This is a genomic window from Mycoplasma sp. OR1901 (assembly GCF_013348745.1).
Classification (GTDB): domain Bacteria; phylum Bacillota_I; class Bacilli_A; order Mycoplasmatales; family Metamycoplasmataceae; genus Mycoplasmopsis.
In genome coordinates, this window is record NZ_CP054666.1 from 314,131 (window position 1) to 334,787 (window position 20,657).

Annotated in this window: 18 protein-coding genes and 2 tRNA genes; 17 read left to right on the top strand and 3 right to left on the bottom strand. The window is 24.4% G+C overall.

Going from position 1 to position 20,657, the window contains the following annotated elements; translation table 4 throughout:
- The first annotated feature begins 325 nt into the window (after nucleotides 1-325).
- Nucleotides 326-823, top strand: a complete 498-nt coding sequence (locus tag HTZ87_RS01075; RefSeq protein ID WP_174892723.1) for an MAG0490 family ComEA-like DNA-binding protein — start codon at nucleotides 326-328, stop codon at nucleotides 821-823.
- A gap of 709 nt (nucleotides 824-1,532) precedes the next feature.
- Here HTZ87_RS01075 and HTZ87_RS01080 read toward each other — a convergent pair.
- Nucleotides 1,533-1,865 (bottom strand): hypothetical protein, encoded by a 333-nt coding sequence (locus HTZ87_RS01080; protein WP_174892724.1) that lies wholly within the window; start codon nucleotides 1,863-1,865, stop codon nucleotides 1,533-1,535.
- 140 nt (nucleotides 1,866-2,005) lie between these two features.
- Here HTZ87_RS01080 and holA point away from each other — a divergent pair, with 140 nt between their 5' ends.
- Together holA and HTZ87_RS01090 are read left to right on the top strand one after the other, a co-directional pair.
- Nucleotides 2,006-2,956: a DNA polymerase III subunit delta gene (gene holA, locus HTZ87_RS01085; protein ID WP_174892725.1), complete on the top strand. Its 951-nt coding sequence runs from the start codon at nucleotides 2,006-2,008 to the stop codon at nucleotides 2,954-2,956.
- A complete protein-coding gene (locus HTZ87_RS01090) occupies nucleotides 2,913-4,181 on the top strand; it encodes a hypothetical protein (RefSeq protein WP_174892726.1) in 1,269 nt (422 codons plus the stop codon). Before holA ends, HTZ87_RS01090 begins: the two co-directional genes overlap by 44 nt.
- 3 nt (nucleotides 4,182-4,184) lie before the next feature.
- Here the strand turns inward: HTZ87_RS01090 and HTZ87_RS01095 are convergent, their stop codons facing one another.
- On the bottom strand, nucleotides 4,185-5,111 hold the full coding sequence (locus tag HTZ87_RS01095; protein WP_174892727.1) for a nucleotidyltransferase: 927 nt from the start codon (nucleotides 5,109-5,111) through the stop codon (nucleotides 4,185-4,187).
- A 204-nt stretch (nucleotides 5,112-5,315) separates the two neighbouring features.
- On the opposite strand from HTZ87_RS01095, the gene rpmF reads away from it, so the two are divergent.
- The 14 genes from rpmF to gap all read left to right on the top strand — a co-directional run bounded on the left by rpmF (nucleotide 5,316) and on the right by gap (nucleotide 20,409).
- On the top strand, nucleotides 5,316-5,519 hold the full coding sequence (rpmF, locus tag HTZ87_RS01100) for a 50S ribosomal protein L32 (RefSeq protein ID WP_174892728.1): 204 nt from the start codon (nucleotides 5,316-5,318) through the stop codon (nucleotides 5,517-5,519).
- Between the two features lie 87 nt (nucleotides 5,520-5,606).
- The gene (ruvA, locus tag HTZ87_RS01105) at nucleotides 5,607-6,212 is read left to right on the top strand and encodes a Holliday junction branch migration protein RuvA (RefSeq protein ID WP_174892729.1); all 606 of its coding nucleotides are present in this window, start codon (nucleotides 5,607-5,609) and stop codon (nucleotides 6,210-6,212) included.
- Nucleotides 6,184-7,140 (top strand): Holliday junction branch migration DNA helicase RuvB, encoded by a 957-nt coding sequence (gene ruvB, locus HTZ87_RS01110; RefSeq protein WP_174892730.1) that lies wholly within the window; start codon nucleotides 6,184-6,186, stop codon nucleotides 7,138-7,140. The genes ruvA and ruvB overlap by 29 nt, the downstream gene beginning before the upstream one ends.
- A gap of 52 nt (nucleotides 7,141-7,192) precedes the next feature.
- A complete protein-coding gene (secDF, locus tag HTZ87_RS01115; protein WP_174892731.1) occupies nucleotides 7,193-9,751 on the top strand; it encodes a protein translocase subunit SecDF in 2,559 nt (852 codons plus the stop codon).
- Between the two features lie 66 nt (nucleotides 9,752-9,817).
- The gene (gene rsmG, locus HTZ87_RS01120) at nucleotides 9,818-10,510 is read left to right on the top strand and encodes a 16S rRNA (guanine(527)-N(7))-methyltransferase RsmG (protein WP_174892732.1); all 693 of its coding nucleotides are present in this window, start codon (nucleotides 9,818-9,820) and stop codon (nucleotides 10,508-10,510) included.
- Between the two features lie 7 nt (nucleotides 10,511-10,517).
- The gene (locus tag HTZ87_RS01125) at nucleotides 10,518-11,330 is read left to right on the top strand and encodes a GNAT family N-acetyltransferase (protein ID WP_174892733.1); all 813 of its coding nucleotides are present in this window, start codon (nucleotides 10,518-10,520) and stop codon (nucleotides 11,328-11,330) included.
- Nucleotides 11,331-11,477: 147 nt separating this feature from the next.
- Nucleotides 11,478-11,551: transfer RNA gene (locus HTZ87_RS01130), tRNA-Gly, on the top strand.
- Nucleotides 11,552-11,741: 190 nt separating this feature from the next.
- A complete protein-coding gene (gene dnaE, locus HTZ87_RS01135) occupies nucleotides 11,742-14,717 on the top strand; it encodes a DNA polymerase III subunit alpha (protein WP_174892734.1) in 2,976 nt (991 codons plus the stop codon).
- A complete protein-coding gene (locus HTZ87_RS01140) occupies nucleotides 14,704-15,588 on the top strand; it encodes a 5'-3' exonuclease (RefSeq protein WP_174892735.1) in 885 nt (294 codons plus the stop codon). Before dnaE ends, HTZ87_RS01140 begins: the two co-directional genes overlap by 14 nt.
- Entirely contained in the window at nucleotides 15,566-16,132 is a 567-nt protein-coding gene (locus tag HTZ87_RS01145) for a dephospho-CoA kinase (RefSeq protein ID WP_174892736.1), read from the top strand. The genes HTZ87_RS01140 and HTZ87_RS01145 overlap by 23 nt, the downstream gene beginning before the upstream one ends.
- A gap of 42 nt (nucleotides 16,133-16,174) precedes the next feature.
- Nucleotides 16,175-17,155: a hypothetical protein gene (locus HTZ87_RS01150; protein ID WP_174892737.1), complete on the top strand. Its 981-nt coding sequence runs from the start codon at nucleotides 16,175-16,177 to the stop codon at nucleotides 17,153-17,155.
- Nucleotides 17,148-18,080 carry a hypothetical protein gene (locus tag HTZ87_RS01155; protein WP_174892738.1) on the top strand — a complete coding sequence of 311 codons (933 nt, stop codon included), beginning with the start codon at nucleotides 17,148-17,150 and terminating at the stop codon, nucleotides 18,078-18,080. Before HTZ87_RS01150 ends, HTZ87_RS01155 begins: the two co-directional genes overlap by 8 nt.
- A complete protein-coding gene (gene fmt / locus HTZ87_RS01160; protein ID WP_174892739.1) occupies nucleotides 18,080-18,931 on the top strand; it encodes a methionyl-tRNA formyltransferase in 852 nt (283 codons plus the stop codon). The genes HTZ87_RS01155 and fmt overlap by 1 nt, the downstream gene beginning before the upstream one ends.
- 482 nt (nucleotides 18,932-19,413) lie before the next feature.
- Nucleotides 19,414-20,409 (top strand): type I glyceraldehyde-3-phosphate dehydrogenase, encoded by a 996-nt coding sequence (gene gap / locus HTZ87_RS01165; RefSeq protein WP_174892740.1) that lies wholly within the window; start codon nucleotides 19,414-19,416, stop codon nucleotides 20,407-20,409.
- A 118-nt stretch (nucleotides 20,410-20,527) separates the two neighbouring features.
- Here the strand turns inward: gap and HTZ87_RS01170 are convergent.
- A tRNA-Ser gene (locus tag HTZ87_RS01170) sits at nucleotides 20,528-20,618 on the bottom strand.
- Nucleotides 20,619-20,657 lie beyond the last annotated feature (39 nt).

Below are 20,657 nucleotides of genomic sequence, written 5' to 3' on the forward strand. Positions count from 1 at the left end.
AATTAAAAAACACCAACTAATTATGAAAATAGGTAGTTTAGTGTTTTTGGTTTGTTACCTGTTTTATCCTTTAAAATCTAACTTTTTAATATTATTTTCTTTTTATATTTATCGTTTTTTATAAATATTTATTTATTATATCATAAATTAATTATAGAGCTTAAAACTTAGTTTAATTTTTAAATTTTTATGTATTTTAATCATTTATTTTGATGTTATTTTCATTTGTTATTTTAATATTATTTATATTTTTTATTAAATTTTGAATTTAATTATTTTTTCCTTTTATGGTTCTTTTCGGCAAAAAAAGTACTTATTAAATGTAATGAAGAAAAAGATAATTTTGATAATATCACTAATTTTAGGGATTTTAATTTTCTTTATAAGTTTGAATTATTATTCAAACAATTTTTCAAATAAAGAAAATTATGAAAAGAAATATGAAAATAAAATTTATACTTACATTTTATCTGGTGCGTTAAAACATACCGGAATACATAGGTCGAATAGGTTATTAACTTATAAGGAGTTGTTTATTATAAATAAAATAATGCCAGAATCTTCATTAAAGAATTTTGATTTAGGTGAAATTGCTCCAAGAAATGTAGAGATTTATGTCCCTTTCGAAAATTATAAATTGCATTGATCTGAATTAAGAAATGTAGAGCAAATAATTAAAATGGATATTCAAAAAAGATATGCTAATTTAATAATTAATCATAGAAAGAAAAATGAAAAAACAACATGAGAGCAAATTTCCAATATTTTTGGTATTGGTCCAAGAATAATTTCAAAATTAAAGAATTTTTTAATTCTAGATTAAAATATTTAAATTCTATTTTATTATTCTCTAACTCGTTTTTATTCATTTTCACATTAAATTATATTTATTTAATATTATCTATATTATTTAGTTTTTCTTTGTTATTTATAGATAATAAAACAAGAAGGACAGTGTTATTTTTAGCCTTATTAATAATTATTGTCTGTATATTTAAAAAAGTATTTTTCTATAATTCAGATAGTTTTAATGGATATGTTTTTGTAAGTAAAATTAGAGGAGATTTAATTTTTATTAAAAGTTATTTTAATGTTGAATATATAATCAAAAACAAAAGTGAAAATGAATATAAACTGTATGAAAATCTATATGTACAAGGAATGATAAGTAATTTTAATAATAATTTTATAAATGCTAACACTTTATATAAAAGTACTCAATTTGATATAAGATATTATTTTTTTAGCTTTTATAATAATTTTATTAATTATAAAGAGATTATTACACCCATTGTTTTTGGTCATTATTTTAACTTCGAAAACACATTAATTAAAATAACTAGCGAGATAGGAGTTATTCATTTAGTAATAATAAGTGGTTTTCATTTTGTTATCTTAAAAAAGATGATTAACAAATTTACTAAAAATAAAACTGTAATAATTACTTTAATTACTATATATTGATTATTTTGTACTGATTCAGTTTCAATTAATAGAGCCTTTTTGATGATTTTATTTTCAGAAATGAAAAATTATAAGAATGATAAAAATAGATACATGCTATATACTTTAACGATTTGTCTTGTTTTTAAAAATAATAATAAACTTGAAATAGGGTATTGATTGTCATTTATCATTAGTTTTGTATTAATGAATCCAGTTAAAAGGAATACATTTAAAGACCGAATATTACTCTCACTAATAATTTGAGTTATATCTACTTTGATTCTTATGACTAAAAGTAGTCCAATTAATATTTTTGGAATAATATTAATCTTATTGATAACGCCGTTTTTTGAATTGTTTTTTGTAATATTTTTAGTTTCATTTTTTGTTCCTATAATTTCAGTAAATATTTCAAACACTTTTATTATTTGTATTAATGCAATTTCTAACCTTAATTTTATTTATAAACTTGATTTAAGTATTTATAAATATTTAATATTTTTAGCTATTTATATGATTATATGATTTACAACAAGAGAAAAATATATATAATTGAAATATGAAAAATATAATATTTATATATGGTGATGAAGAATATTTTATAAATAATAAAATTGATGAATTAAAATCTACATTTTCAGAGGAAAATATAATTAGTTTTAAAGATGACTTTACAATAAGTGAACTAATCGAAACTACTTCTAGTTTTGGTTTATTTGCTTCGCAAAAATTGATAATAGTAAATGATTTTGAGTTGATAAATACTAAAAAACTTAAAAAAATACAAGAACACTTTATAAGTTCTTTAATAAATCTATTAAATAACAATCACTTACATAAAATAGTTTTTGTTAATAAGAAAAATACATTTGAAAAAAATGATTTCACAAAATTTTTAATAGATAATACAAGAGTTTTTAACTTCCAAAAATTAGATTCAAAATCTATTATTAATTTTATTATTTCATACATTGGATCTAAAGGGGCTAAAATCAGTTTTTCTGATGCAACATTTTTATCTAGTAAGTTGCCTAATAATTTATCAATAATTGTTAATGAGATCGATAAAATGCTTAAATTTACTAAAGACATAAATTACCGTATTATAAGTAATAATATTTTTAATTATGCTTTAGATGATTCCTTCGCTTTTATGAATGCGATTGAAACCAATAATTTAAAAAGTATTTACCAAAAATATAAAGAAAGATTTAATGAAGGTGATGATATACCTTTATTAGTTGCACAGTTGAGAAATATTTTTGGCTCAATTTATAAAGTACATATTCTTAATATTAAATTAAAAATGAACGTTTTCGAAATTGCTAACGAGTTAAAGATGCAAGATTGAAGAGTTAAAAAGTTTATTAAATTACTTAATATTTATGGGATAGAAAAAGTAAAAAGAATTTTACTAAATTTATCTAAAGTTGATATAGAATCAAAAAGTTTAGGAGTAGAAAACTATGAAATATTTGAAACATTCTTGGTCACAAACTTCTCAAAATAAACATAATACAAATTATTTATTTTTACGTAAAGAAATTATTGTTGATAGTAATAAAAAACTTTCCATTGAATATTACAAAAATATAATAAAAGAAGTTACGTTATTAAGCGAAAAAGGAATAAAAACAATAATTGTATTACCAGATGTTTATCTTAATTTCTTTAGAAATTTATACAGAGTTTCTAACGATGCGCTAGATGAATATTCATATAAAAACTTAAAATACAAATTAGAAAATTTAAAACTTTTTTGTAAAACAGTTATATCTTTAGAGAATGTAACTATATTCTCTAAACTATCATTCGAAAATATAATATCTATTTCTAAAATTATTAATAAAGGAAAAGATTTAAGTAATGAAATAAACGCAAATAACGATTATGTTTACCAAAGTAAAACAAATGTTATGGATTATAATGATTTGATTTATACACAAGAAATTGATTTATCAAGTGTCAAGGAAAATAAAAAACAACTTAATCTAGTTGAAAATTTAAATGCTATCTATAACGAATTAATATCACTATTTTATGTAAGTGGATTAGTATTTGAAAATTTATTCTATACTCTTGAAAAAAAATCTAAACATGATCTACTAAATTCAAAAAAAATTTTATATGATAATTTACTTCTTTTTAAGAAGAAAAATAATTTAAAAATTTCTTTATATTTAGATTCGATTGCAGTTAAAAAGAATTTCATTGATAATGAGATTTTTGATGAAGTTTTTTTAGAAAGTAAAATAAACAAAGAGTTTTTAAAAAGTTTTTACTCTATTGATAAATATGTTAAGATGAAGTATATACCTGTTTATGATTTTGACTATTTTTTAGAAACACAATCATATGAAAAAGTATTTAAACTTGAACAAATTTTATCTCTAATACAAAAAATGTTTTTTGTACCTAAAAACATAGCTTTTTATCCACTTCATAAGCTTGAAAACGAAGAGAATTCTAACATTATTGAAATGTTAAATTATGACACAATAATAAATAATTTTATATTTGAATTAATTTTAAAAAGAAGTTTTGATTTTGGTTTCTTAATTTCTAAAAAAATAGTTCTAAATTTATATAAAAATTTATTTTTACAAAAAACAATTTATAGGATGAAATTAATAGTGGATGACCAAAAAATAGAAGTATTTTTTAATTTGACTAACAAATCAGTAAAATTAAATAAAAATAAGATTTTAAATCCTTTCGAAGTTAAAATCTTATAATAATTATTTCTTAATTTTTAAGAGCACAAATAAGTATGCTCTTTTTATTCTACTTCTTGTATATCTTTTACTTACACACGATTCAATGAAATCAAAGTAATTATCGTGGTGTATGTTTTTTTTAAATAGATTTTCCATACCTTCAGAGATCATTTTAAATTGAGCTATTTCTTCACTTTTAAGGATTGAAACTATTTTTTTAAATTTAGGGTATGTATTTTCAATTAAAAATCTTTTTTTAATTCCTTTTAATTTCATTGGCGTATATTCGGATACATCTTGATTTTCTTTAAGCATTGCTCTTATTTTACTTGCACTTGCAAATTTCCCTTTTGTATTATCTGAATGAAATTCAACGGTTCTATCATGACAAAATGGTTCAATATCATAATTGTTATCAATTATTGTTTTGACATATTCTAAACCCAATATATCATTTGGCATGCTAATATCTACGCCTGCTATTTCATTAAGAGCTAAGTTTGCCGCTCTAGGGAAGCTATTTCCGCCTTGTTTAAGATATTTTTTAATGAGTTTGTTATATTCTTCTTTATTATCTTTTATAGTTCGAGCAATTTTTATAAAAATATTAACATCGCTTGTTTCACTACCAAAAACAAGTGTGTTTATACCTTTTTGGTAAAGTTTCTCAATACTTTTTTGAGCAAAAATGTGAGCTGCTTGTGAGGAAATATTAACATCCAACTTAATAAATTTTGAAACCCCATATTTTTTTGCGATATATTTTCTCTTTCAAAAAGAAGTGCATATGATTTCTCCCCTTTGGGAGTATTTATGTGATATGGCTACATAAATTTTTGAGTCTGGAAATTTATTTTTTATCCATTCTAATTGGTAAGCATGACCGTTGTGAAATGGGTTATATTCAACCACTACTCCAATTATTCTTTGTTTTTTTGTATCTTGCATAAAAGTATTATAACAAAATTAAATTTATCAACTTTTTAATATATTTATAATAATTGGTAAAATTAATTTAATTAAATAGAAAATATAAATTCTTAATATATTTTTATATTTATAAAGTAATTTATTTTTTTCTTTTTAAAAAGGCTTTTTGTATTATAATATATAAGCAATATTTAAATATAATAAAACCACAAGGAGGATACCATGGCAATTGTACCAAAACGTAAAACATCAAAACAACGTAAACATAAAAGACAAACTCACAGTGCACTAGATGTTCCAAACTTAGTAGAATGCAAAAATTGTTCAAAAATGATTGAACAACACGTAGTTTGCAAATTTTGTGGTTTTTACGCCGGAAAGAAAGTCGCAAACTTTCAAGCATTAAATGACAGAATTCAAAAATAATTTGAAATAGTGATTCATTCACTATTTTTTTATTTTCCCTTTTTAGTATTAATTTCCAAAAAAATATAAATATTATTTGGAGGAAAAATGATACTTTATAAAATTGGTGAAATTGTATACAAAAATAAAAATAATTTAATATTCGAAAGTAAAGGTGACGGTTACATGCTAAATGTACCTAACTTAGACAGATTTGAAGTAGGACAAAAAATAAAATTATATATTTATGAACATAGCAATGATTATGTTAAAAAATATTTTGGCTTTAAAGATTTTAAAGAAAGGATTTTATTTTTAGATTTAATTGCTATAGATAAGATAGGACCTAAGATTGGCCTAAACATTTTAGAAAAAGGTTGAGAAGCAATTGCGATTGCTATAGCTAACGATAACTGAACTGTATTATCTGAGTGTGCTTTCGTAAGCGAAAAAACAGCAAAGTTAATTTGTGTTGAATTGAAAGAAAAATGATCTAAAATGATCAAAAAAGAAGATCTAAAAGTTAATGAAGAAAGCAAAAAAATGAACGAATTAAAAGAAACTCTAATTATGTTAGGTTTCAAAAAGAAAGAAATAGACTATGCGTTAAGCAATATAAAAGAAAAAAATAATATTGATAAAATGGTAGAAGAGGGTATTAATTTAATAACTATAAATTATAAAAATGCAAATCAAGGAACTCAGACCAAATAATTTTGAAGACTTTATCGGACAAAAGAATTTAAAGAAGACTTTGGAAGCTATGATTCAAAGTTCTATAAAGCAAAACGCTCTTTTATCACATATATTATTATATGGTCCACCAGGAATGGGGAAAACAACTTTAGCTAGTATTATTGCTCAAAAAACAAACAAGAAAATTCACTTCATTCAGGGTGCAAATTTAGAAAAAAAGTCCGATATTATAAATGTTTTATCGGTTATAAATGCTGGCGACATAGTATTTATAGATGAGATACATAGTATAAATAAATCTATTATCGAGTTCTTATATAATGCAATGGAAGATTTCGTTTTCGACCTTATTATAGGTGTAGACGGTAATTCTAAGGTCATTAGAATGAAGGTGAAACCCTTCACGCTGATAGGTGCTACCACAAAATTAAATGATATACCACAACCATTCAAAGATAGATTTGGTTATATTGGAAGATTAGTTAATTATAACAATGAAGATATATTTAAAATTTTATTTAAAACTGCTAATAGATTAAAAATTGATATCGAAGATAAATTGTTGAATGAAGTTGCTGAATATTCGAGAGGAACACCTAGAATTGCTAATCATTTAATCCAAAGAATTAATGATTTCGCAATAACTATGAACGAAGGAAAAATAACATTAAAAATCATAAAAAAAGCCCTAAAACATCTTGAATTATACAAATTTGGTTTAACAAAAGAACACATTATTTACTTAAATATATTAAGAGATGGTTTTGATGAAAAACCAGTTTCATTAAATACTATTTCAAGTTTATTATCACATGAAAAAGATGATATTTTAAATGAAATTGAACCTATTTTACTTTATTTAAAATTAATAAAGAAAAACTCTAGAGGAAGGCAAATAACTTCAGAAGGAATAGATTATTTAATTAAGTTAAATTTGAGCTATTAGTAAATAACAAAACACTAAAAAAAAGCCAAAAATATGGTAATATTTAATAAGTATGAAGTATATTAAAAAATTATTCACAATTAATAATTGAAAAAGATTTATTTTGAATATAACAACAATACTTATTGCTTTATTAACAATTGTTTTTGGTAGTGTTTTTTACATTGGTAAAAACGTTAATAAATCCATCGAGTATGGTGGTGGTATTGAAGTTTTAATTCAGGTAAAACAAGATGGCAAAAATGCAAACAAAGATTTAACAGAGGAAGTTAACAAATCTTTATTTAATAGACTAACTGGAGGAACTGGTTTAAACGGTGTTTCAGTTTATAGCGAAGGTGACGGTAAAATTAGAATTACAAAAAGTGGTCACATTTCAGAAGCAGATAGAATTGCTTTCGAAAAAGCTATTGTTGAAAAACCTATTTTGACAATTACGGATTCTGATGTTAAACCGTTATTCTATGATGGAGTATTCAAAGAAAATGGTTCATTAGAAGATGGGACTGTGCAAAATTGAATACCTCCTTTTAAGGCAAATGGTGCAACATATGTACCTAATCCAAGTACAGGTGGTAGTGATGTAAGCATCACTTTAGACGGTATTGATGGTCAAAAACAATGATCTGATGCAACAAGTTATGCAACTAGCAGAAGAGATAAATTGTTATTAATTTGATTAGATATTGATAAATTACTAAATATCGCTAAAAATAACTATCCAGAAGAATGAAAGAAATCTAGAGAAAATTTATGAAATTTTGTCCATGTTAATGAAGAGTTAGTTGATAAAGAAGGTAAACGAAATCAAATAAAAACACATATTTTAGATATTCAAAAGAAATATTTAATAAGTGTTGCTCAAGTTAATTACCAAATTAATTCTGATAAAGTAAGTATTAGTGGTAACTTTACTCGTGATACTGCGACTGAACTTGCTAATAAAATTAATTTTGGTTTAAGTAAATATGATTTAAGTGTATTATCAAGTATATATGTAGATGCTAATTTAAACTCTAATTCATTCTTTTATGCAATGATTGCGGGTATTATTATATTCTCAATGATTTCAATATTTATGATTGTAAACTATGGTCTTCTAGGTTCTTTAAGCACTATAGCTATGGCTTTATATATATTCTTAACATTGTTAATTTTCACAGCATTAAGAGGTGAATATTCACCAGCAACATTAGCTGCCCTAATAATAGGAATCGGAATAAGTGTTGATGCTAACGTAATTACTTACGAAAGATTGAAGCAACAAGTTTATTTAGGTGATACGTTAAAAAAATCATTTAAAAATTCATCCAGAAGCTCCTTGAGTTCTATTATAGATGCGAATATGACAACAATAATAGTTGGATTTATATTATTCTATTTTGGAACAAAGGATGTTAGAGGATTTTCAATTACTTTAGTTCTTTCTACTTTATTCACTCTATTTTCAATGCTTGTATTTTCTAAATTTATTGCAACATTACTAGTTAATACAGGACTTTTTGATAAACGTTTATGATTATTAGGAATTTCTAAGAAAAAAATTGGTAAGGTGAGCAATTTTAACTCTAAAGTGATGCAATTTAATTACATTAAACAATCTAAATGATTTGCATTATCATCATTCGCATTCTTACTAATTGCGGTTATAGTATTTGGTATATTCGCAGGTATTAATAATTCTTTCTGAGATGGTGTTAATAGATCTATTGAGTTTAGTGGTGGTATAAATATAACTATACAAGGTGATTTTGAAAAAAATACAAACTTGAATAAAGAACAAGCTCAAGAAATTGCAAATAGTTTAATTAACTCTGCAAATAGCTTAGGGATTGTTGATGCTAAAGATATTGTAAAAATAAACGGTTTAAATTCAAATGATAATTATGTTGTTTTAATTAGAACAAAACAAGACTTGACAAATGAATTCCAATCTATTAAAGAATTTGTTTTAAATATTAATAATGATGTTTTAGTAACAAATTATTCAGTCTCATATTCTGAAGCAACTAAATTGGTTCAAAATGCATTAATAGCAACTGGAATTAGTTTTATTGGAATAATTATTTATATGCTTATAAGAATGAACTGAACTTTTGCTATTGCTGCAATAATTGGTTTAGCTCATGATTTCTTGGTTGTTTTAGCTTTCATATTTATAACAAGAATCCAAGTAAACACAATTATAGTTGCTGCAATGTTATCAATACTTGGGTTAAGTATCAACGATACGATAGTAACATTTGATAAAATTAGAGAAACAATAAGAGTTAAATATCATAAACAATTCTTAACAAAAGAAGATATTAAAAATATAGCTAATACTTCAATAGCAGAAATATTAAAACGTAGTTTATATACTTCTTTCACAACAATGTTTGCTGTAGGTGTTTTATTAGCTTTTGTAAACGCAACAGACTTCTCATTTAATATAATAATGTTATTCGGAATTGGAATAGGGGTTTATTCATCTATCTTTATAGCTACATGAATTTGAACTATTTTAGAAACAAAGAGACAACAAATATTAAAAAGAAGAAAAGAAACAGGATATTGAAAAATTAATAATCCTGAAGAACAAACATTCAACGGAATTAATGATTATGTTTAAAAGTGCATTTATTTGCACTTTTTCTTTATCATTCTTTTTGTAAAATGTTGATATAATAAAAGCATTATGAATTCAAACACAAAAAAAGAAGAAATACAAAAAATGTGTATAGAAAACAACTGAGAGTTTAGTTTGTTTGAAAAATACGTTGATTTAATTGAAGAAAAAAATAAAGTAATAAATTTAACAGGTTTTAGTAATGAAAGACTATGATCTGAAGGTATTTGAGAATCACTTTTATATATGATTGAAATTACTAAAGGAAAGAATAATATAAAAATTTTAGATGTAGGTTCTGGTGTTGGTTTTCCTTCTATACCATACGCACTTACAAAGCCGAATAATGAAATAACAATTTATGAACCATTACTTAAAAGAGTTAACTTTTTAAATGAAGTAGTAGAAACTTTAGGTCTACAAGATATTGTTAAAGTTTATCGTCGCAGAGTTGAAGAAGTAAATGATAAAAATATATTCGATATTGTTACAGCACGTGCTGTGGCAAGTGTTAAAGGTATGTTAATGTCTTCATTCCACTTAGTTAAATTAAATGGAGAATTAAATCTTTTAAAAGGTAAAAATGCACATGAAGAAATCGAAAATGCAAGTGATATATTCAACAAAATAAAATATAATTTAGAAGTTACTGATTTATTAGATACAAAAGAAAACAGAGATAATAAAATTGTTAAAATTACTAAATTAAGAAGTACACCAAATACTTTCCCATATCCATGAAAAGTAATTAAAAACAGTTAGGATAATTATGATTAAATTAAAAAAAGCAACAGAAGATGAAAAAGACTTAATTTTAGACTTACTATATAAAGACGATCCAATCCAATATTTATTTTTTATATCGGATATAGAAGAATTCGGATTAAACTCAGACATCAACGAAACTTATGTTAGTGAAAATTACAACTTAATAATAATGTGTTTTTACAACAATTTATTAATTTATACAAAAGAAAATTTCAGTTTTGATGCGAGTGTGATTTCAGAATACATAAAAGAAAACGATATTAAAAATGTTATTTATTCTTCACGTGTAAATACTATCTTAGAAAATAGTATGACTAACTCTAATATTAAATTTAAAGTACGTAAAGAGTATATTTTGAAATTAAATAATGATAAGTTTTATCAAATTAACAATTTAGATAATCTTGAGTCTAAGAAGATTGAAGATGAAGATTTAGAAAACATCATTAATTCAAGAAAAAGAATTAAGGAATTCGAAGGATTAAGTGCTCAAGCTCTTGACATTAATTATTTAAGAACATCTCTTCAAAAAGGATATTACAAAGGTTTTATCAAATATGATGGTCAAATAGTTATCTCACACGCTTCTGTTAGTGCTCAAAATAAAAATGTAGCAATGCTCGGTGGTGTTTTCACTCTTGAAGAATACAGGAAACAAGGACATGCTAAAGATTGTGTTTTGAATTTAACTGATTTTTTAGTTAAAAATAGTTATTCACCAGTTTTATTTTTTGATAATCCACACGCCGGCTCATTATATTATAAGATTGGTTTTGAAGATTATTCAACTTTATTTGTTACTACAATTGATTAATATTACCATTGGTAATATTTTTTTATTTTTTTATACAACTTCTATTAAGTTGTGGTAAAATAATATTACCCAAATAGATAGGGCTAAAAAAATTAAAAAAAATATTTTGAAATTTTTAGAAATATGTATAATATTAAAGAAGCAAATGCGAGTATAGTTTAATGGCAGAACTTCAGCCTTCCAAGCTGACTATGAGGGTTCGATTCCCTTTACTCGCTCCATTTCAAGAAATTGACCGAAAATCCTTTTTTAAAGGATTTTTTTATTTTTTTATTAAAAATATGTTTTAAGCCCTATGTATGGTATTATTCACCTTTTAAAGTAATATTTTTAAGTAACTTCTAAATAGGAATTTTTTTAATAAAAAAATTAAATATTTTTATTTATAAATTAAAAATATAAAATTAATATATGAGAGAAAAAATATATCTACACACAAATACTGAATATTCCTTTTTAAGTTCTACGATTAGAGTTCAAGAGCTATTAAAATTAGCAAAAGAAAAGGAAATTAAGTATATTCCATTAACAGATAAAGAGAATTTATTTGGATTACAACATTATTGAAACTTTCAAGATGAATATAATTTTAAACCTATAATTGGTTCTGAATTTAATGTTAACGAAGGATTTACAATAATTGTTTTAGCTAAAAATAATGAAGGTCTTAAGTTATTACAAAAATCTATTTATAATAAATCTAAAAATGATGAAATATCTATTTTTGATTTTGAAAGTAACGATTTATTTATTATTGACCATTTTGAACTTGGTATGGTTGGGAGCGAAAAAAAATTAGATCAATTACCAAGTAATTTTTATTTTAATTCTAAAACTAATATCGAAGGTCAAAAAGTAGTTTACGCACCTACTAAAAAAGTTTTGTACAAACAAGATAACGAACTACTTCCGCTTTTAAATTTCATTAATCCAAATAGTGATAAAAACTTGAATCAATATGATGACTATTTTATAGAAAATGAATTTGAAGATTTAGATCAAGAAGTTTATAATCAAATGGTACAAATGGTTGAAAGAATTAACATTTCAAAACCAAATAGCGAAATTAAATTAGCCAATTTTTCAGATAATAATGTTGAATTATTTAAAAAACTTATTCTAGGCAAAAGATACCAAAAACTAATCAAAGAATATGATAAAGATTTAGTAAATAGTAGAATTAAATATGAATTTAATGTAATTAACAAACTTGGTTTTGTTAATTACTTCTTAATAATTCAAGATGCATTGAGTTTTGCTCGTAAACAAGGAATTGAAATAGGTCCAGGCCGTGGTAGTGCTTCCGGTTCTTTAATTTCATATTTACTCGAAATTACTTCTGTAAATCCATTAGAATTTAACTTACTTTTTGAACGTTTCCTTAACGTAGAACGTGTAAGTTTACCCGATATAGATATTGATATACAAGATACAAGACGTGATGAACTTTTTGAATACATAAAAAATAAATATGGTGAAGAGTATGTTTCTTTTATTTCTACATTTCAAACTTTAGCTTCAAAGAACTCTATTCGTGATACAGCTAGATTTATTAATCAAAATGAAGTTATAATACCTAAGGATCAAGTTGATAAAATTTCAGCGTCTATTAGTTCAAAATTTTCTAACCTAGTAGAAAATTATGAAAGTAATAAAAAATATAGAATTTGAGCTGATAAATATCCTCAATTACATAATTTAGCTTCTAGAATAGAAGGGTTACCAAGACAAGTTGGTGTCCATCCGGCAGGACTTATAATATCAAATGAACCTCTATACAATATTGTTCCTGTTCGTAAAAATCAACAAACATTACAACAAGTTGAAATGACACTTGATAATCTTGAAAAATACGGATTAATTAAAATAGATTTTTTAGGTTTAAAAAACCTAACATTTATTAATAACATAGAAAAGAATTTAGAACCGGAAAACCATTTTGACACTATATTGGATGAAAATGTATCGTTATTTAATGACAAAATAACTTTTGATTTATTAAATTCATTAAACACAAATGGTATTTTTCAATTAGAATCACCAGGTATGAAAACTACAATTAAAAATGTTAGAATTGATAGTTTTGATGATATTTATGCTATCATATCTTTATTTAGACCAGGGCCACTTGAATACATACCTGTTTATGCAAAGAACAAAAATAACCCTTATTTAGTAGAAAAAATCCACCCTATTTATGATCAAATCGTTAAGCCTACTTTTGGAATAATTGTTTACCAAGAACAAATTATGGAAATAGTTCAAAAAATATCTGGACTTTCTTTTGCTCAAGCCGATTTACTAAGAAGAGCAATTTCAAAAAAAGACGAAACACAATTACACAGTTATAGAAAAATGTTTTTTGAAGGTGGTATAGCAAACAAAATAGGTTTTGAAATATTAAATAAAATTTATGCCAATATTGAAAAGTTTGCCAATTATGGATTTAATAAATCTCATGCTGTAGCTTATGCTTTAATTGCGTATAAATTAGCTTATTATAAAGCTAGATTTCCTATGTTATTCTTTAAAGTTTTATTAAGTGAAAGTAGTGGTGATTTAGATGCAATTAAAAAATATTCTGATGAAGCATATTTATGTAAAATAAACATCGAATCACCTTCGATTAACCATTCAAGTGATGAAGCTAACATTTATAATAATTCGATTTACTTACCGCTTTTAATGATTAAGGGTCTTGGTAAAGTGGCGATTGATAAAATTATTTATGAGAGAAGTGTTAATGGTCCATACAAGAACTTTATTGAAACATATATTAGATTGAGACATTATGGCCTAAGCGAATCTAATATTGAGCTTTTAATTAAATCTGGTTCAATGAGAGAGTTTAACAACATAAATACCCTTATTTCTTGATCTAATGTTGCTAAAACTTTTTATTCAGATTTAGCTCTTAGAATAAAAAGAAATAATTTAGATGATAATGAAAGTAATTTATACTTAATGCAATTTATAAATGAATTAAATTTAGATTCATATATTAAAAATTTACCTGTAGAAAATAACAATTTAAAAGAGCAAAAAGATTGAGAAATTAAATTATTAGGAAATAGCTATAATACTTCATATCATAAGATTCATAATAAAGAAATTGATGAAAATGTAGCATGTTTGGCTAATGTTGGTGAAAATCAAATTTGATTAGAGGTAGAACTAATTAGTGTTAAAGTTGGATTTAAAAACGAAAGACAAACAACTTTAAAAATAAGTGATTTCTCTACAACTGTTAGTGCTAATGGTTTTAACAGTAAAGTGAGAAATTTAATTAATTTTGACACAAGAAGAAAAATAAGAGTATTGATTTCTAAAAAGGATAATAGATTTTACAATATTTTAAATTACGAGGAGATTTATGGAGAAAAATAAAAAAAGTTTAGTGATTGACGGAAACTATTTAATGTTTCAGTCTTTTTATGCTACGTATAGAGGTGAAGGAAGCTTAATTTTAAGTAATTCTTTTGGAGTGCCAACTAACGCAATCCAAGCGTTTATGATGCAATTTTTAAAGCTTGTTAAATTTGTGCAACCTGATAGTATTTTTATTGCATTTGATGCGAAAGGACCAACTAAAAGACATGAAGTATTTGAAGACTATAAATCTGGAAGAAACAAAGCTCCTGATATTCTTTACCCTCAATTTGATTGAATAAAAAAATTATTAACAGATCTTAATGTTGTTTGACAAGAAAAATTAGGTGATGAAGCTGACGATTTAATTGCTACATATTGTTCAAAAGTTGAAGGACATAAATATATTTTTTCAGCTGACAATGATTTATTACAATTGGTAAATAAAAATGTAACTATTTTGCGTAAAGATAAAACAAATTACAAAGAAATTAATATTGATAACTTTGTAGAGACATTTAAATTTAGACCTGAACAATTAACTTCATATAAAGGTTTAAAAGGAGATTCTTCAGATAATTTACCTGGTGTTTTTGGGATTGGAGATAAAACCGCAATTACTCTATTAGAAAAATATGATAATTTTGAAAACATATACAAAAATCTTGAAAATAACAAGGAATTAACCAAATCAGTTGTAAATAAATTAATGAACGGTTATGAGAGTGGTCTTATGACTTATAATTTAGCTAAATTGAATTATGATGTTATGGATTTTGAACCTAATTTAGACTACTACAAGGTTAAAATTAACTATAATAACGCTATGGATGTCCTAATGGAATTGGAGTTAAGTACAGTTATAAATGAACTTAGAAAGAATTTCTAATCATTCTACCGCTATTTGCGGAGAAATTAATGTTGGTAAAACAACATTGATTAATGAATTAAAAAAAATGGGTTATAAAACCTTAATTCTTGATGATTATGTGAATTATTTATATCAGAATAATAATGATTTAATTAATGAATTCAAAAATAAAATCGGAAATTTTATTCTAGAGAATAATAAAATTTCTAAAGAACTACTAAAAAAATATATCTTAGATGATTTTAATAATATATATAAATTAGAAGAAATTATATACCCTTATATTTCTAATCACTTGATAAATAATAAATATGATTTTGTTGAAATACCCGTTTTAGAATCTAAAAAAATTGACTTTTCTGGATTTTTTAAATATGTTGTAGTTGTTCATAAAAAAACTAAATTTCTTGTTGAAAACCAACTTATAAATTGGCTCAACAATAAAAACAACTATATCATAGATAGAAAAAGAAAAAATACTAACCTTAAATTTGTGGATATCTATAATGATAATCATGATATAAGTAAAAAAATAAAAAAAATATTAGTAAAAACACAATAATAATTATAAAATAATAAGGCTATAAATATTTAGGAGGACAATATGGAAAAAATAAATTTAGACTATGACAATTTCGAAATAAGCAAAGGTATTATTATAAGTAACGAGGATCGTGAGAACCTTAGACTTTTTTATGGACCATTTTTAGGTGCAGAAGCTATTTACTTATACGAATACTTATTAGATCTTGTTAAGGATACTAATTGACGTAAAGTTGAATTTCCATTTAGCCACCTAACTTTATTTTTGAATGCAAGTATTGATAGTTTGAATCTTGCACGTAAAAAATTAGAAGCTGTTGGATTAATTAATTTATATAATGATAATTCAAAAGCTATTTCAATTTTTGATTTACAAAAGCCACTTGATTATAATGGAATTATTAATAATGAATATATTTCTAAATTAATTAAAGAAAAAATTGGCTTATCTAACTTAAACTATTTATTAAGTACTAAAAAACACAAAATGAATATTATCGATGATTCAAATTATGAAGATATTACTACTAATTTCTTTGATATGTTCAATTCAAACGAATCAGATACTAAAAATAATATTAAACAACATTACACAAACGTTGGTAAAAAAGAATACACAACAAACGAACTTAAAGTAATGACAAAAAACAAACACATTAAAATCCCTCTACAAGCAGGAAGTGTAATTTACACAAACACATACGAAGCTATAATTAATTTAAAACCTGAAGAATTTTATTCTCAAATTAATAAAATTTCATTATCTATGGTAGATAACGATTTAATTGCATTTTGAAACAATAAAGTGGTAGATTATAAGATTTTAAATTTAGCTATGTTTATAGGTAGAAAAGCTCGTAAAACAGATACCTGAACAAAATACGTTGGTACTTTAATAAAAGAATTAGAAACTCAAAATATTAATGATTATTATGAAGCTGAAGAATATTTAATTGGTAAAATGTTCAATAACAGTAAATTAAGACATATATATGACGAATTTATAATCTTAAAAAATAATATTCAAGGAAGAAATGAATAATAAATTAAAAATTACTAATAAGCTTAATTTTGACACTCCTGATTCTCCTGATGCAGATCAACTTTTTATAAAATGAGTAAAAAGTGATTTAAATGCAATTAAGTATATAAATAATTTTGAAATTTCAGATCAAGAAATAATTGAAAATAGAAAAGATTTTTCTATAATGATAAAAAATAATTCATCTAAGGATGTATTTTTTGTTATACAAGTTAAAAGAAATGAAGCGGGTGAACTTATTTTTTATTCGTCTTTTGCAAAAAATTCGATTACAAAAGAATTTATAAACCGTGAAAATATGATGTTTTCTGAAATTTCTAAACCGATAACTAATATTGTATCTTCTAACATAACACAAATCAAAAGGGGAAATCCTGTTTGAGATTTTTTAAAAAGCCTTAAAAAAGATAATAATAAACTTTTTGAAAATTTTTATGTTTATGGAGACACCGATAGTGTTAGACAAGAATTTTTAGGATCATACGCTAACCTAATTGCACAAAAAAATATTAAAGTTGCATATGTTGATATAAATAAATTGGACGATTATGTAAAAAGTACATTAAGCAACGAGAATTCAAACGCAATTATCAATAATGTTATAGATCAAATGAGTACTGTTGAATATTTAATAATTGACGAAATTGGCTTAAAGACCTTATCTACATGATTTTTAGAGAGGGTATTTTTTACTATTATTTCAAACAGACAACAAAATGATAAAAAAATATATTTTGGTTCATATTTCACTGTAACTTTATTACATAAATATCTTTTTAAAGATGATATGTATATTAAAATGGAAAATGGTTCAAATAAACAAAGAAAACTTAAACCAATAGGATCTAAAATAATAAAAACAATTAAATCTCTTGTTGAACCACAATATTTGTGAATTGATGACAAGTACTTGGAGGATAAATAATGAAAATAGTTTTAGCTGGAACACCAGAATTTTCCGTTCCTATTTTTGAAGAAATAATTAATAACTTTGAAGTTGTTGCAATAGTATCTCAACCTGATAAACCAAATAAGCGTGGAAATATAACAACTCCTACTCCAACAAAATTGCTTGCAAATAAATACAATATAAAGTTATTTCAACCAAACAAAATTAAAGAAATTGAACAAGAATTAAAAGATTTAGATTACGATTTATTTTTAACTTGTGCTTTTGGCCAATATATTCCAGAAAGTGTATTAAAAATTGCTAAACTTGGTTCAATTAATATTCATGGTTCACTTTTACCTAAATATCGTGGAGCTGCTCCGATTCAATATTCACTTCTAAATGGTGATTCTAAAACTGGAATTAGTTTAATTTATATGGGTAAGGTTATGGATGCTGGTGATATTATTTTTAAAGCTGAAATTGATATTTTAGAGCACGATACTTCTGATTCTATGTTTAAAAAGTTAAGTGTTTTAGCGAAAGAAAACATTACTAATTGACTAACTAAATTTCAAGCAAATGATTTCGAAGTCGAAAAACAAGATGAAAGTTTAGTTATTTTATCACCAAAATTATTAAAAGAAGATGCATTATTAGAGTCTACTCTAACGACCGATGAAGCTTTTAATAAAATTAGAGCATTCAGTTCAAATCCTGGAGCATATATTTTATTAAATAACAAAAGAGTTAAAATATTTTACGCTAACAAAGTAAAAGAACATAATAACGCTTTAGTTTTAGAATTTTCGGATGGAAATTTATATGCTACAGATTATCAATTTGATTCAAAGAAAAGAGTAAATTTACTTGAAAAAATATCTTAAGAGGTATTTTTTATTTTTTAATTTTTGGAGTTTTTTATTTCATATAAAATCTTTTAATAAAAATTAATTCTTTGAATTTTATTTTTCAACTTCATTATTTTTTGAAAAAATAAAATTTATGTAATCTTGATCTAATATCGAAGCTTTAATCACTACTGCCATGATTTAGTAAATTCAATTTTAAACAAAATTAAAATTAAATATGCTAAGGTATATAACCTATCTAAAAAAGACCTTCTAAATTAATCCTAATAGTATAAGATAGCTAAGTGAAAAAAATGATGGCCTAATAATTAAATCTCATTTTTTGCCTAACTTAATATCTTAAAAGCTATTTTTTCATTTTTTAAATCACATTTATAATTGTTTTAGCGTTATAAATATTTTTAAAAAAAATAAAACAAAAAATTAAAAAAGTTTATAATTATTAAAACATAACGAAGAGTTATGTTCTTATAAAACAAGACTTTGAAAGGATAACAATGAAAAAAATAGCAATTAACGGATTCGGTAGAATCGGTAGATTATTCTTCCGTAGATTATTAGAATCACAATCAGACGTTCAAGTTGTTGCAGTTAACGACTTAACAGACGCTAAAACATTAGCACACTTATTAAAATACGATACAGCATTTAGAACATTAAATGTTGAAGTTGAGGCAAAAGAAGGTGCTATTGTTGTTGACGGTAGAGAAATTAAAGTATTCGCAGAAAGAGATCCAGAAAACTTACCATGAGGTGAATTAGGAATCGATGTAGTTGTTGAATCAACAGGTTTCTTTACAAAACGTGAAGGAGCTGAAAAACACTTAAAAGCAGGAGCTAAAAAAGTTGTTGTTTCTGCACCATCAGATTCAGACGTTAAAACAGTTGTTTACAACGTTAACCATGACATTTTAAACGCAGATGACAAATTAATTTCTGCTGCATCATGTACAACAAACTGTTTAGCACCATTAACAAAAGTATTATCAGATAAATTCGGAATTGTTTCAGGTTTAATGACAACAATCCACGCATACACAGGAGACCAAAGATTACAAGATGCTCCTCACCGTGACTTACGTAGAGCACGTGCTGCAGCTTCAAACATGGTTCCTACAACAACAGGAGCAGCTAAAGCAATCGGTTTAGTAATTCCTGAAGCAGCTGGTAAATTAGATGGTTCAGCAATTCGTGTTCCTGTTTTAACAGGTTCAATCGTTGACTTAACAGTTAGATTAGAAAAACAACCTACATTAGAAGAAGTTAACGCAGCTATGAAAGAAGCTGAAAGTGAATCATTCAAATATGAAACAAACCCAATCGTATCATCAGATATCGTGGGTTCAACACACGGATCAATCTTCGATTCATTATTAACACAAGTTCAACCTACAGAAGAAGGTAACGTTTACAAATTATTCTCATGATATGATAATGAAATGTCATACGTTTCACAATTAGTTAGAACAGTTGTTCACTTCGCAAAATTATAATAATAAAATAATTTATACAAAAATCAAAGAGATTAATTTCTCTTTGATTTTTTCTATTTCTTAAAAGTAATTAAAAAAAGTTTTGAACTAATCAAAACCCAAAAAAAGTATAAAAAAATGGCGGAACAGAGAGGATTCGAACCTCCGCGGGAGTTGCCTCCCCTACAGTCTTAGCAGGACCGCCTCTTCAGCCTCTTGAGTACTGTTCCACAAAATGTAACATTATTATATCACATATCCGAATTAAT